Source organism: Bradyrhizobium sp. BR 1433 (genome assembly GCF_051547665.1).
In the GTDB taxonomy this organism is placed as follows: Bacteria; Pseudomonadota; Alphaproteobacteria; order Rhizobiales; family Xanthobacteraceae; genus Bradyrhizobium; species Bradyrhizobium australafricanum.
Genome location: NZ_JBPUGG010000001.1, coordinates 4,334,752 through 4,348,188, shown reverse-complemented (window position 1 = coordinate 4,348,188; position 13,437 = coordinate 4,334,752). Strand labels below are relative to the sequence as shown.

At 65.5% G+C, this 13,437-nt stretch carries 10 protein-coding genes and 1 pseudogene; 2 read left to right on the top strand and 9 right to left on the bottom strand.

The genetic code is table 11. The annotated features are described in order from the left end of the window. Nucleotides 1-2 precede the first annotated feature (2 nt). The gene (locus ACSKB9_RS21180; protein WP_028340469.1) at nucleotides 3-293 is read right to left on the bottom strand and encodes a GIY-YIG nuclease family protein; all 291 of its coding nucleotides are present in this window, start codon (nucleotides 291-293) and stop codon (nucleotides 3-5) included. 186 nt (nucleotides 294-479) lie between these two features. Between ACSKB9_RS21180 and ACSKB9_RS21175 the strand changes: the two genes are divergently transcribed. Beyond that, nucleotides 480-911 carry a hypothetical protein gene (locus ACSKB9_RS21175; RefSeq protein ID WP_016843277.1) on the top strand — a complete coding sequence of 144 codons (432 nt, stop codon included), beginning with the start codon at nucleotides 480-482 and terminating at the stop codon, nucleotides 909-911. A 127-nt stretch (nucleotides 912-1,038) separates the two neighbouring features. On the opposite strand, the gene ACSKB9_RS21170 is transcribed toward ACSKB9_RS21175, so the two are convergent. Both ACSKB9_RS21170 and pyrE read right to left on the bottom strand, forming a co-directional pair. Next, a complete protein-coding gene (locus tag ACSKB9_RS21170; RefSeq protein WP_438080321.1) occupies nucleotides 1,039-1,836 on the bottom strand; it encodes a DUF2865 domain-containing protein in 798 nt (265 codons plus the stop codon). A 200-nt stretch (nucleotides 1,837-2,036) separates the two neighbouring features. Further along, nucleotides 2,037-2,600: an orotate phosphoribosyltransferase gene (pyrE, locus tag ACSKB9_RS21165; RefSeq protein WP_028333809.1), complete on the bottom strand. Its 564-nt coding sequence runs from the start codon at nucleotides 2,598-2,600 to the stop codon at nucleotides 2,037-2,039. 213 nt (nucleotides 2,601-2,813) lie between these two features. Between pyrE and ACSKB9_RS21160 the strand changes: the two genes are divergently transcribed. Continuing rightward, complete coding sequence (locus tag ACSKB9_RS21160; protein WP_229189680.1) at nucleotides 2,814-3,440, top strand: glutathione S-transferase family protein; 627 nt, start codon at nucleotides 2,814-2,816, stop codon at nucleotides 3,438-3,440. Between the two features lie 162 nt (nucleotides 3,441-3,602). Here ACSKB9_RS21160 and ACSKB9_RS21155 read toward each other — a convergent pair whose 3' ends face one another. The 6 genes and pseudogenes from ACSKB9_RS21155 to ACSKB9_RS21130 all read right to left on the bottom strand — a co-directional run bounded on the left by ACSKB9_RS21155 (nucleotide 3,603) and on the right by ACSKB9_RS21130 (nucleotide 13,289). Next, entirely contained in the window at nucleotides 3,603-4,238 is a 636-nt protein-coding gene (locus ACSKB9_RS21155) for a LysE family translocator (protein WP_438075477.1), read from the bottom strand. 298 nt (nucleotides 4,239-4,536) lie between these two features. Continuing rightward, a pseudogene (gene polA / locus ACSKB9_RS21150) lies at nucleotides 4,537-7,576 on the bottom strand (DNA polymerase I). Nucleotides 7,577-7,779: 203 nt separating this feature from the next. After that, complete coding sequence (locus tag ACSKB9_RS21145; RefSeq protein ID WP_028333805.1) at nucleotides 7,780-8,517, bottom strand: response regulator; 738 nt, start codon at nucleotides 8,515-8,517, stop codon at nucleotides 7,780-7,782. Beyond that, a complete protein-coding gene (locus ACSKB9_RS21140) occupies nucleotides 8,514-10,262 on the bottom strand; it encodes an ATP-binding response regulator (RefSeq protein WP_057019490.1) in 1,749 nt (582 codons plus the stop codon). The genes ACSKB9_RS21145 and ACSKB9_RS21140 overlap by 4 nt, the downstream gene beginning before the upstream one ends. Further along, on the bottom strand, nucleotides 10,232-12,298 hold the full coding sequence (locus ACSKB9_RS21135) for a sensor histidine kinase (RefSeq protein WP_176936741.1): 2,067 nt from the start codon (nucleotides 12,296-12,298) through the stop codon (nucleotides 10,232-10,234). The genes ACSKB9_RS21140 and ACSKB9_RS21135 overlap by 31 nt, the downstream gene beginning before the upstream one ends. A gap of 34 nt (nucleotides 12,299-12,332) precedes the next feature. Then, nucleotides 12,333-13,289 (bottom strand): TRAP transporter substrate-binding protein, encoded by a 957-nt coding sequence (locus ACSKB9_RS21130; protein WP_438075474.1) that lies wholly within the window; start codon nucleotides 13,287-13,289, stop codon nucleotides 12,333-12,335. Nucleotides 13,290-13,437 lie beyond the last annotated feature (148 nt).

Below are 13,437 nucleotides of genomic sequence, written 5' to 3'. Positions count from 1 at the left end.
CGTCAGAGAAGATGGGACAGGTCGCCCCACTCCGGATTGTCTTTCTCGATCAGGCGAATCTTCCAGTCGCGGCGCCATTCCTTCAGCGCTTTTTCCCGTGCGATCGCTTCCTGCGGTGTGGCGTAGACCTCCACGTAAACCAGTCGCGTGACGCCGTATTTCTTGACGAACTGTGAGCCGTGTCCAGAGCGGTGAAGCGTAAGCCGATTGCAAAGATCGTTGCTGACGCCGACGTAGAGTGTCCCATGGCGGCGGCTCGCGAGAATGTAGACGTAATAGACTGCGGCATTCATTTCGGGGCACCGATCACGTGAGATGTCCGATAGCGGTGGTTATGGGCCCCGGCCTTCGCCGGGGCGACGTCTACTGATAGCATCAGAACGAATTAAGAACACTTTAGCAAGTCTTTGATATATCATTGTGATTCGGCGGCTGCGCCGACACAATATCTATGGTCTTTCAGTCTCTGCGAGGACTACATGTCCACCATCGCCTTCGATCAATTCGCCCTGACCCGGATTGCCGATTTCGCGCGGTCGCTGTCGCGGCTGCACCAGGCCTCGCGCCGCCAGCCGATCGACGACGACCAGCTCGATCGCGAGTTCAACGCGGTCTGCATGTCGATCTGGGGCTACACCACGGATGATTTCAGCGACGAGCTGTTCTCGGACGAGGATCACGCCTGGCTCGACTCGCTCGATGAAGCGCATGCGCGGATCTTCGCCGGCGAGCAGGGTTATGATCTTGTCGACGATCACGGCATGCTGACGGACTGGTGGGGCTATTGCTGGATGATCCTCGCCGAGAAGCGCGGCATCCTCAATCCGGAGAACCGCGCGGCCGCGCGGGCCGCGATCGAGGAGAAATACATGGCCGCGCCGAACGTGATCGGCGTGATCGTGGCGCGCTGATAGTTTGCTATCCCGTCATTCCGGGATGGTGCGTTAGCACCAGACCCGGAATCTCGAGATTCCACAATTCGCAATTACGAATTGGGGTTCGACGCTTCGCATCGCCCTGGAATGACGGCTCGCGCCGTCAGTTCGCTTCGGCCCGCTTGGCGGGCTTTGCGGCGTTGCCCTTCGGCGCAACAGACGACGGCGGCGACGGCGCGACATCGCTTCTGGTTTCCGGCAGCGGCGCGTCGCCCGCGATCTCGGCGCTGACCGGGGCGACCTTCATTTCGCCGAGCCGCGCGCGGACCGCCGAAGTCAGTCCGGGATAGGAGGCAACCGGCGTGAAGTCGAACGACTGCTCGTTGCCGACGCGGATGCCGGTATAGGCGACGAGGCCGTCGGTGGTCGCGATCACGTCGCCGGCGCGCAGCGAGGCATCGAGCGCGAGGTCGACCGGCGCGAGCCCCGCCGGGTCACGGCCGTTGCAGGTGCAGTCGGCGCGCAACGCCTTGCGATATGCGAAGGCGTTCTCGCTGTCGGCGTAGCGTTCGCCGGCGGTCGATGCGGCGCTGTCGATATGGCTGCCGTAATAGACCTTGGTCGCACTCGCCGGACAGAACGCCTGGCAGAGCTGCGCCGGCGTGGCGTTGCCGCGCATCGTCAGCGGAAAATACTTGCCGTCGCAGCTGCGCACGCAATACGCCGGTCCGGAACCGGCCACGCGCGGCGCCGAGATGGGGGCGGACGGTTGCCGCTCAGCCTGCTGGTTGAGGCCGAACGGATCGGCAAAGAAATTGGCCTGCGGCGGCGCCTGCCGGCTCTGCTGCTTCTGGGAACCGCCGAAGAAGAAGTCGAACAGCCCTTCGGCCGAGACAGGCGCGGGCACCACCAGGACGGAACCCGCAAAGGCCGCGGCGGCCAGCATCACGCGGCGCCGCATGCGCCGATCACTCAACTCTGTACGCAACGCCAACTCCACCCGACGCGCCACGCCGCGGCGACGCGCTGCCCCGGCGGATTCACAGTAGTGCGCGATGGTAAACGAGCGATCGATTTGAAGTGACGGCGTCACAGGAAGGCGAGGTCGCGCGAACCGCCCCTTCCACCTCGCCCGCTTGCGGGGAGAGGGAGGGAATAAACTCAGCCCTTCAGGAACTCGCCAGCCTTGTACAGCGCGCGGAACGGCAAGCCGGCTTCGGCGAACGTCTCGGTGGCGCCTTCCTCGCGGTCGACCATGGTGAAGACCAGGGCGATCTCGCCGCCGGCCTCGCGCACGGCTTCCACCGCCTTCAGCGCCGAGCCGCCTGTCGTGGTGACGTCCTCGACGATGACGATCCGCTTGCCCGCCAGGCTCTCGCCCTTGGCCAGTCCTTCGACGGACAGCTTCGCGCCGTGCTCCTTCGGCTTCTTGCGCACGAAGAACGCCGCGATCGGGTGGCCCTTCAGCCACGACAGTTGCGCGATGGCGCCGGCGAGCGGCACCGCGCCCATCTCGAGCCCGCCGACGAAATCGAGCTTGTCGTCCTTCAGCGCTTCATAGGTGAGCTCGGCGAGCAGCGCCGCGCCCTCGGGATCGAGCATCGTCGGCTTCAGGTTGAAATAGAAGTCGCTCTTGCGGCCCGACGCTAGCGTGATCTCGCCGCGGCCGAACGAGCGCTTGCGGATGATCTCGGCGAGGCGGGCGCGGGAGGCTGATTTGGACAAAGACTTTTCCCTTTGAGGGTTTGAGGCGGGCGGCAATCTATCCACGCTTACCGGCACATTCCAGCGTGGAAATCGGGCCGTCAACAGTGCTCAAGCCGCGATTTCCGCGGGCGTGCTTTCCGGAAAGCGCGGTTGTGCGGCCGTTCCGTTCCCCGTAAGCAAGCGCCAAACACTCGGCCAACACTTGCCCAAACACTTGCACGGGAAGCGGAAATGACCATCGAGCTGCACACCTGGAACACCCCCAACGGCCGCAAGATCTCCGTGGCGCTGGAGGAAATGGGGCTGCCCTACAAGGTGATCCCGGTGAACATCAGCAAGGGTGAGCAGATGGCGCCTGCCTTCCTTGCGATCAGCCCGAACAACAAGATCCCGGCGATCGTCGATCCGGATGGGCCCGGCGGCAAACCGGTCAGCATTTTCGAGTCCGGCGCGATCCTGCTCTATCTCGGCGAGAAGACCGGCAAGTTCCTGCCGAAGCCGCTGGCGGAGCGGATCCCGGTCTATGAGTGGCTGATGTGGCAGATGGGCGGCTTCGGCCCGATGCCGGGCCAGGTGCACCATTTCATCGCGCTGGAGAACGAGCAGGACCGCGCCTATGGCCTGAAGCGCTACATGGCCGAGACGCGGCGGCTCTACGGCGTGCTCGACCGCCGGCTTCAGGAGCGCGAATTCGTCGCCGGCGATCTCTCGGTCGCCGATTTCGCCATCCTCGGCTGGGCCTGGCGCCATCCGCGCCACAAGGTCGAGCTGGCCGACTTCCCCAACGTCAAGCGCTGGTACGAGACGCTGATGGCTCGCCCGGCGACGAAGCGGGGAATGGAGGCGAAGCTGGATTGAGGGGCAGTCCGTGCCTCTTCCTTCTCCCCTTGTGGGAGAAGGTGGCGCGAAGCGCCGGATGAGGGGTTGTCTCCGCGAGTGAATTCGTGGAGAGAGACCCCTCACCCGGCTTCGATGCGAAGCACCGAAGCCACCCTCTCCCACAGGGGGAGAGGGTACTCGCTAGGCCCGCCGCGCCTCGAGCGCCATCTTCATCGCCAGCCGTGCGAGCACCGTGCCCATCAGCCAGCGCTGCACCAGGAGCCAGGTCGGGCGAGTGCCGAGAAACACCGCGATCGAACCGGCGGCGAGCGCGATCATCGCGTTGACGCTGACGCTGATCACGATCTGGATCGAGCCGAGCGCGAGCGACTGCGTCAGCACGCTGCCGCCGGCGGGATCGATGAACTGCGGCAGCAGCGCCAGATAAAGCATCGCGATCTTCGGGTTCAGCAGATTGGTGACGAAGCCCATCGCGAACAGCTTGCGCGGGCCGTCGACCTTCAGCGCCTTGACCTGGAACGGCGAGCGGCCGCCGGGCTTCAATGCCTGCCACGCCAGCCAGAGCAGATAGCCCGCGCCGGCAAAGCGCAGCGCGTCATAGGCGTAGGGAATCGCAAACAGCAATGCGGTGATGCCGAATGCCGCGCACAGCATGTAGAACACGAAGCCGAGCGCCACGCCGCCGAGCGAGACGATGCCCGCCGCGGGCCCCTGCGTGATCGAGCGCGAGATCAGGTAGATCATGTTCGGCCCCGGCGTCAGCACCATGCCAAGGCAGATGAGCGCAAAGCCGAGCAAAGCGGAGGTGTGGGGCATGACAGGTCTCGCGAGGGATGCGCACGCTTCTAGCGCGTGGTCAGTCGCGCGGCCATGCTGGAATTGCTCTCGGAGCAATGTCGCGGCGGCGGCGGTGCGCTCCCTCGCCCCGCTCTCTTGTCCGCCGAAGCCCGCCTTCGGGCGAAGGCGGATGCGGGGTCGAGACGAGCGAAGCTCGCTCTGAGGGGGTGAGGGGTTCTCTCAACGTGCAAGGACCGAGGTGAGACCTGTACCCCCTCACCCGGATCGCAAGAGCGATCCGACCTCTCCCCGCAAGCGGGGAGAGGCGAAGGAGCGGCTAATGCGCCTCGTCCCAATTGTTCGCCGCGCGGGCGTCGACCTGCAGCGGCAGCGACAGGATCACCGCCGGGAAGGGTGCGTCCTGCATCACCTTCTGCACCACCGGCAGCGTCGCCGCGACCTCGTCGTCGGGCACCTCGAAGATCAGTTCGTCATGCACCTGCAAGAGCATCTGCGCCGAGAGCTTTTTCTCGGTGAGCGCGTCCTCGACGCGGATCATGGCGCGGCGGATGATGTCGGCCGCGGTGCCCTGCAGGCGCGCATTGATCGCGGCGCGTTCGTTGAAGGCACGCACCGAGGCGTTCGAGGCCTTGATGTCGGGGTAATAGCACTTGCGCCCGAACAGCGTCGTCACATAGCCGTTGCGGCGGCAGGAGTCCTTGGTCTCGTCCATATAGGCGCGGATGCCCGGAAGCGCTCGAAGTATTTCTTGATGTAGGCCGAGGCCTCCTCGCGGGCGATGCCGAGCTGGTTGGCGAGGCCGAACGCCGAGATGCCGTAGATGATGCCGAAATTGATCGCCTTGGCGCGGCGGCGCACCTCGCTCGGCATGTCCTTGATCGGCACGCCGAACATTTCGGATGCGGTCATGGCGTGAATGTCGAGCCCGTCGCGGAAGGCCTGGCGCAGCACCGGCACGTCGGCGATCTCGGCGAGCAGCCGCAACTCGATCTGGGAATAGTCGGCCGACACCAGCTTGTGGCCCGGCGTCGCGATGAAGGCGCGGCGGATCTTGCGGCCGTCCTCGGTACGAACAGGGATGTTCTGCAGGTTCGGCTCGTTCGACGACAGCCGGCCCGTCGTGGTCGCGGCCAGCGCGTAGGTGGTGTGGACACGATGGGTCTGCGGATTGACGTAGGTCGGCAGCGCGTCGGTGTAGGTCGATTTCAGCTTCGAGACCTGGCGCCACTCCAGGATCTTCTTCGGGAATTCGTGGCCTTGCTCGGCGAGCTCGTCGAGCACCTGCGCGGTGGTCGACCACGCGCCGGTCTTGGTCTTGCTGCCGCCGGGCAATCCCATCTTGCCGAAGATGATGTCGCCGATCTGCTTCGGGCTGCCGACATTGACCGGCTCGCCGGCGATCTCCTGGATCTCAGCCTCGACGCGCGCCGCGGTCTGGGCGAAATCGCCCGACAGGCGCGACAGCACCTGGCGGTCGATCGAGATGCCGCGCCGTTCCATCCGCGCCAGCACCGAGACCAGCGGCCGTTCCAGCGTCTCATACACCGTCGCCATCCGCTCGGCGACGAGACGCGGCTTCAGCACCCGCCACAGCCGCAGGATCACGTCGGCGCTTTCGGCCGCATATTCGCCGGCCTTGTCGATCGTGACCTGATCGAAGGTCAGCTTGCCCTTGCCGCTGCCGACGAGGCCGCCGTAATTGACGACGGCGTGGCCGAACCAGCGCTCGGCGAGCGCCTCCAGCGCATGCGAGCCGCGGCCCGCATCGAGCGCGTAGCTCATGAGCTGCGCATCGTCGATGTTGCGCAGGGTGATTCCGTGCTGCGCCAGCATCACCGAGGTGAACTTGACGTCAAAGCCGACCTTCTGGATTCCAACGGACTCCAGCAGCGGCCTCAGCGCCGCCAGCGCCTCGGCGGTCTTGATCTGGCCGGGTGCGAGGCCGGCATCGAACAGGCCCGCGCCACCGCCGGCCTGCCTGTGGCTGAGCGGGACGTAACACGCATCGTTTGGCGCCAGCGCCAGCGCAAGGCCGGAGAGCTCGCCCTGCATCGGGTCGATCGATTCCGACATCGCCTCGATCGCGACATAGCCGGTGTCGGGCACGCGGGCGATGAAGGCGTTGAGCTGATCGAGGCTGCCGATCGCCCGATACGCCTTGCGGTCGAAGCCGGTCTTGCGGATCGCTTCGCCGCGGGCCTCGGCCAGCGTCGCCGGCGTGCCCTTGCGGCTCGAATTCTTGTCGTCACGCGCACCGGTCGGCTTGGCTTTCGGCAGCGGCGCCGCGGCCGATGCCGGAGCGTCTCCGGGCGCCGGCGTCACATCCGACGGCGGCAGCGGCGAGAACACGCTCGCGCCGCTCTTGTTGCCGGGATCGGCATCGACATTGGCCGGGTCGATCTGCGCGTAGTCGGCGACGCGGCGGGTGAGGGTGGTGAACTCCATCGCCTTGAGGAAGGCGATCAGCCGGCGCGAGTCGGGCTCGTTCACGGCGAGGTCGTCGAGCGGCACTTCGAGCTCGACCTTGTCGTCGAGCAGCACCAGCTGGCGCGAGATGCGCGCCTTCTCGGCATTCTCGAGCAGCGCCTCGCGCCGCTTCGGCTGCTTGATCTCGCCGGCGCGGAACAGTAGCTGATCGAGATCGCCATATTCGATGATCAGCTGCGCGGCGGTCTTGATGCCGATGCCGGGCACGCCGGGCACGTTGTCGGTGGAGTTGCCGGCCAGCGCCTGCACCTCGACCACCTTCTCCGGCGGCACGCCGAACTTCTCGATCACCTCGTCGCGGCCGATGCGGCGATCCTTCATCGTGTCGTACATCACGACCTTGTCGTTGACGAAGCTGGCATCAGATCCTTGTCCGATGACACGATCGTCGTGGTCGCGCCGCGCTCGCTGGCGAGCCGCGCATAGGTCGCGATCAGATCGTCGGCCTCGAAGCCGACCTGCTCGAGGCAGGGCAGTTCGAAGGCGCGCACCGCCTCGCGGATCAGCGCGAATTGCGGGATCAAGTCGTCGGGGGCCGGCGGCCGGTGCGCCTTGTAGTCGGGATAGAGCTTGTTGCGGAACGTGATCTCCGACTTGTCGAACACGATCGCCAGATGCGTCGGCCGGTTGTCCTCGGGCATGTCGCGGAGCAGCTTCCACAGCATGTTGCAGAAGCCGAGCACGGCGTTGACCTGCAGCCCGTTGGATTTGCGGTTCAGCGGCGGCAGCGCGTGGTAGGCGCGGAAGATGTAGGACGAGCCGTCGACCAGGAAGACATGGTCGCCCTTCGCCGTGGCCTTGGCGGCAACGGGCTTGGGGGCGGTCTTCGATGCGGGCTTGGCGGGGGCTTTGGAGGCTGTTTTCGGCATGGCCGAAACTTAGGGATTTTTGCGCGGATTGACAGCCTTTGCTGTGTGGATTCTGGGTGTGTCGCACAGCCAAATCGTCGTCCCGGCGAAGGCCGGGACCCATAACCACAAGCGGGAATAGTCAGAAGATCGTCGTGCCGCTTGCCTCTTACGACCGCCGCGGCGTATGGGTCCCGGCCTTCGCCGGGACGACATCGAGAAGACTACGCCTTGTCGCCGGTCGGCGAGAACAGGTAGCCGCCGCCGCGGATGGTGCGGATCACCGACGGCTTGGTCGGGTCGAATTCGATCTTGCGGCGGATGCGCATGATGCGCAGGTCGACGGCGCGGTCGAAGGCTTCCGCGTCGCGCGCATTGGCGAGTTCCAGCAGCCGCTCGCGCGACAGCACCCGCTTCGGGTTGGCCGCGAACACTTTCAGGAGGCCGAATTCGGAAGCCGTCAGCGGATGCTCGTTGCCCTCGTCGTCGCGCAGCGCCTGGGCCTCGAGATCGAGCCATTTGGTGCCGAACCGAACCAGCTGCTCCTTTTCGGCCTTCGCGCTCGCCGGTTCCGGCGCCGCCGCTTTCGCCGGGCCGCTCCGCCGCAGCACCGAGCGGATGCGCGCCATCAGCTCGCGCAATTCGCAGGGCTTGGCCACGTAGTCGTCGGCGCCGAGCTCCAGCCCGACCACCCGGTCGATCGGGCTGGCAGTAGCTGTCAGCATGATGACGGGGACGTTGATCTTGCTCTTGAGGTCGCGAATGATCGACAGCCCGTCTTCCTCGGGCATGTTGAGGTCCAGCACCACGAGATCGGGCGTGCAGCCCTCGATCTCCTTGCGCAGGCTCTTGCCGCCGTCGCACAGCGTCACGCCGAAGCCGTGCATCTTGAGGTAATCGCCGACCATTTCGCGGGCCGGTGCCTCATCGTCCACGATGAAGATATGCGGGTTCTGGCTCATGATGTCTCTGTCGCCGGCAGTGTAACCGTAAAGGTCGACCCCTGTCCGGGGCCCGGGCTCTGCGCGGTCACATGGCCGCCATGCATGTCGATGATGCGCTTGACAATGGAAAGCCCGAGCCCGGTCGAGCTCTCGCCCGCGGTCGGCTTGGCCGACAGCCGCTGGAACCGGCCGAACAGCCGGCCGAGATCCTCCGGGCTGAGGCCGGGGCCCTGGTCGGCGATCCGGATCACGGTGTCGTCGCCCTCATGGCTGACCGTGACCGTGATCTTGCCGCCGATCGGCGAATATTTGATGGCGTTGCTGACGAGGTTGTCGATCGCCTCGCGGATGCGGTCGGCGTCGCACATCGTGACGAATTGCTGCGGCCCCGAGACCGAGATGCTCTGCTGCTTGTTGACGGCCGAAGGCAAATTGGCCTCGGTGACCTCGTTGACCAGGGCCGCGACGTCGACCGGCTCGCGGCGGATGGTGATGTCGAAGGCGTCGGCCATCGCGTCCGAGATCAGATGGTCGACCATCGAGGTCAGCCGCTTGGTGGCATCCCTTATGTGCTCGACCTGCGATGTGACGTTTTCCTTCGGCGAGCCGGCGCCGATCAGCTCGGTCAGCATCTCGGTGCGGCCGAGGATCACGCCGAGCGGGTTCTTCAGATCGTGGGCGACGGTGCCGAGGATCTCGTTCTTGAAGCCGTTGGCGCGCTGCAGCCGCAGCCACTGCGCCGAGAGCCGCCGGTTGGCCTGCATCAGCGCGCGGGTGCGCTGCGCGACGCGGTCCTCGAGCTGGGTGTTGGCCTCGTGCAGCTGCTGGTAGAGGATCACATTGTCGAACGCGATCGACAGCCGGCTCGAGAAGATCTCGACCAGCGCACGGTCGGTGTCGGAGAGCTGGCGCTCGGCCTGCAGCAGCACCACGACCTCGCGGCCGCTGCCGGTGCGCGAATAGAGCACGCTGCGGTGGTCGGCGAACTCGTTCTTGCGGCGCTGGAATGCTTCCTCCACCATGTGCCGCAGATCCGGATCGAGCGCCTTCGACGAGGTGGTGCCGATGAAGCGGCTGTAGCAGCCCGAGCAGGCCAGCACCGAGAAATCGGCCGCCGCCGAATTGCCGTCGTCGCGCAGCACCAGAATGCCGGCGCAGTCGACGTTGAGCAGCGAGGCGAGCTGGGTCAGCACGCCCTCGGCCAGCCGCTGCATCGACTTGAAATCGTACAGCGTCGAGGCCGCGTCGATGATGATCTCGAGCCCGCGCCGCGTCTGCACCATGCGCTCGAGCTGCTGGTAGCTGCGCAGCGCGGCGGTCAGCGACGTGAACAGCTTGTCGGCGGTGAGCTCGGTCTTCGCCTTGTAGTCGTTGATGTCGTATTGCACGATGACGCGCCGCTCCGGCGCTTGGCCGGGCTGGCCGGTGCGCAGGATGATGCGCACGGTCTCGTTCTTGATCTCGTTGCGGATGAACTCGACGAGCTCGAGGCCGGCGACGTCGGTCTCCATGATGACGTCGAGCAGCACGGCCGCGATGTCGGGGTTGTCCCGCATCAGCGTGCGGCCTTCGGCCGCAGAGTAGGCCGAGAGGATCTCCAGCGTCGAACCGTTCAGGTTGTAATCGCTGAGCGCGAAACGGGTGCCTTCATGGACGGCATGATCGTCGTCGATGACGGCGATCTTCCATTTGCGGGCCGACGAGTCCTCCGGCGGGCTCTCGGTATCGTCGATCAGTTGGAGGACATCGTCCTGTTCGGCCATTGACTGGTTCCGTCGGCTGCTGCGTCAGCGATCGTGGGCTCGCCCTTGGCAGCCCCCTTGGCGATCCTGGGCATGATAATGCGAAAAGTGGTGCCTTGTCCTACCCTTGACTCCAGCATCATGCGTCCACCGAGCTGCTGGGTGACGAGGTTATAGACGATGTGGAGGCCAAGGCCCGTACCACCTTCGTTGCGGCGCGTCGTAAAGAACGGGTCGAACGCCTGCCGCTGCACGTCCGGCGTCATCCCAGCCCCGTCGTCTGCGAAGATGATCTCCACATCGTCGGCGCCGCGCCCGCGCGCCGAGATGGTGATGGTGCCGGAGCGGCCATCGGCAAAGGCATGATTGACGGCGTTGAGGAAAAGATTGGTTAAGATCTGCCCATAGGCGCCGGGATAACCGTCGATCAAGAGCCCCTCGGGCACATCGACCGACAGCGCGATCGCGGCCTTCTTCAGCACCGGCCGCAGGCTCGCCACGATCTGGTCGGTGGATTCGCTCAAGGCGAACTGGCGGCGCTCGGCATGCGAGCGGTCGACGGCGACCTGCTTGAACGACTGGATCAGCTCGCCGGCGCGCGTCAGGTTCGAGACCAGTTGTTGCGATGCATCACGCGAGGCGCGGACGAACTCGTCGAGCCTGGAGCGGCGCAGCGGCTCGGTCTTCAAATCGTTCTCGAACATCTCGCTGCGGCGGGCAAAGCTCGACGCGACCGTCAGGCTGATGCCGATCGGGTTGTTGACCTCATGGGCGACGCCGGCAACGAGGCCGCCGAGCGCGGCGAGGCGTTCGGCATCGATCAGGTTCTGCTGCGCGGTATTGAGCTCGAGCAGCGCGCTTTCGGCCTCCTCCTTGGCGGTGCGCAGCTCGTCCTCGGTCTTGCGCTTGGCGATCGCGTTTTCGCGGAACACTTCGACCGCGCGCGCCATGGCGCCGACCTCGTCCTTGGCCGACGTGCCCTGCACCGGCCGGTCGAGGTCACCCGAGGTGATGGTGCGCATCGCGGCCATGATCTGCGCCAGCGGCAGCCGGATCGACAGCGCGATCATGACGCCGGCCGACATGATGACGCCGAGGAAGATCACGGCAATCGACAGCACCCGGCGCGAGATCGAGGTCAGCGTCTTGTCGAACGTCTCCTGCGCCTTCTGCTCGCGCTGGCGCATCTTCACCGAGAGATCGTCGATCGCGCCGATCGCATCGGCCTGGCTGGCGTCGATCGAGTTGCGCAGCAGATCGGTGCGGTTGGTGAGCTGCTCGCTGAGCTTGCCGAGCCCGTCGCGCAGCTCGGCGGTCTTGACCTTGAGCCGCGCCAGCGCCATGCGCTGCAGATCGTTCTCGGCCAGATCGGTCATGACGGGAATCGTCCGCTCGATCGTATCGATGTTGCGGCGGGCTTCCTCGGCCGACGAGGAGGCAAGCGAGAGGTAGTAGGCGTTGGCGGCGACCAGCAGCGAGGTGAACGCTTCGCGCGACTTGCCGAGCGCGGGCCAGATCAGCGCATCGCGATGGCCGGTGGCGCCCTCGATGATCGAATAGAGCCCGGCCATGTCCTTGGTCGGCGACAGCACCTGCTCGTCATAGGTCTTGGCGATCCTGGTCTGCACGGTGCGCAGTTCGCCGAAGCCGTCGAGGAAACGGCTGGTGACGCGCTCCAGCTGCTCGACCGAGCCTGACAGCATCGGGTCGGTCGAGGCCCGGTTGGTCAGCGTGCCGAGCACGGCCTCGCGGAGCAGCAGGATTTCCGCGAACAGGTCCGGGCTCGGCTGATTGATGTAGCGATGGATCAGGTTCTGCAGACGGCTGGTCTCGCTTTCGAGCTTGGCCAGGATCTTGTCGGATTCCCGCACCTGGCGGACATCCTCCCAGGCCGAGCCGAGCACCTTCGAGCCGTTCCAGATCAGCACCGCCAGCACGATCACGACCGCGGAGTTGAGCAGGGCGATCGAAAGGATGCGCCAGCGGATCGGGACCGCACGCAGCAACTGGACGATGCGGAAACGGCCCTGCGGCCCGAAGGCCGCCCGCCGTCTCACAGTCCCGTCCTGCTCTGGTGCGTCCAAGATCCGGTTACTCCATGTTGCGGATGCGTTCGATCAGCGCTGATACCGCAGGATCGCGCTCGGCCTTGGCGTAGATGCCGGCCATTGCAGCTTCGAACGGCTTGCGGTCGATGTCGGTCACGATCTTGACGCCGGCGAACTCCGCCTGCTGGCGCGAGCGCTCCTCGAGCTCGCGCCACCTCTCGCGCATGTAGGCGCTGGAGCGTTGCGCGGCCTCGCGGAAGATCGTTTGCTCCTCCGGCGAGAGGCTGGCCCAGGCCTTTTGCGACATCAGCAGCACGTCCGGACTGAAAGTGTGCCGGGTCAGCGTGTAGTAGCCGGCATATTTGTAGTGGCCGGTGGTGACGAAGGACGCCCAGTTGTTCTCGGCGCCGTCGATCAGCCCGGTGGCGAATCCGGTCAGCACCTGGCCGTAGGGCATCTGGACCGGCTGGGCGCCGAGCGCGCGCACCATGTCCGACATCCGTTCGGACTGCTGCACGCGCACCCGCAGTCCCTTGAGGTCGTCGAGCGAACGCACCGGGCGCAGGCTGTTATAGATCGAGCGGGCGCCGGAATCGTAGAAGGCCAGCCCGACGAAGCCGTGATCCCCGAGACTGTTCAGGATCTCGCTGCCGATCGGTCCATCCAGCACGGTTTGCAGGTGTTCGGGCGATCGAAACAGGAACGGCATTGCCAGCACGTTGACCGACGGCACCATTGTCCCGATCAGCGCGACATTGGTCCGGTTCAAGTCGATGGCGCCGGCCCGGGTCTGCTCCAGCGTCTCCTTCTCCTCACCGAGCTGGCGGGAATGGAAGACCACGATGCGGTGCCGGCCGGCGGTGCGTTCGGCGATCAGGCGGTCCATGTAATTCAGCGCCTGGACGGTCGGATAGTCCTCGTTCTGGGTATCGGCGGTCCGGAATTCGCGCGCAAAAGCGCTCGCCGGGACCGCTGCCCATGACAGCGCGACGGCAAGCATCGTTATCCGCGAAAGGCCGGCGCGGCGGTACACAGGCTACTATTCCCCTTGTGAATTGTGTCCAGGGCGGGAAGAAAAGGTTCAACGCATTTTTAGCAGAATGGCGCTGGTTCGCCATCGGCCAAACGTTAAATCCGCGGTGCAACCT

Bases quoted from the DNA above. Each gene is read 5' to 3' on its own strand.
- ACSKB9_RS21140 (WP_057019490.1), bottom strand. From the start codon at position 10,262: ATGGCCGAACAGGACGATGTCCTCCAACTGATCGACGATACCGAGAGC.
- ACSKB9_RS21130 (WP_438075474.1), bottom strand. From the start codon at position 13,289: ATGCTTGCCGTCGCGCTGTCATGGGCAGCGGTCCCGGCGAGCGCTTTT.
- ACSKB9_RS21180 (WP_028340469.1), bottom strand. From the start codon at position 293: ATGAATGCCGCAGTCTATTACGTCTACATTCTCGCGAGCCGCCGCCAT.
- ACSKB9_RS21145 (WP_028333805.1), bottom strand. From the start codon at position 8,517: ATGAGCCAGAACCCGCATATCTTCATCGTGGACGATGAGGCACCGGCC.
- ACSKB9_RS21155 (WP_438075477.1), bottom strand. From the start codon at position 4,238: ATGCCCCACACCTCCGCTTTGCTCGGCTTTGCGCTCATCTGCCTTGGC.
- ACSKB9_RS21160 (WP_229189680.1), top strand. From the start codon at position 2,814: ATGACCATCGAGCTGCACACCTGGAACACCCCCAACGGCCGCAAGATC.
- ACSKB9_RS21175 (WP_016843277.1), top strand. From the start codon at position 480: ATGTCCACCATCGCCTTCGATCAATTCGCCCTGACCCGGATTGCCGAT.
- ACSKB9_RS21170 (WP_438080321.1), bottom strand. From the start codon at position 1,836: ATGCGGCGCCGCGTGATGCTGGCCGCCGCGGCCTTTGCGGGTTCCGTC.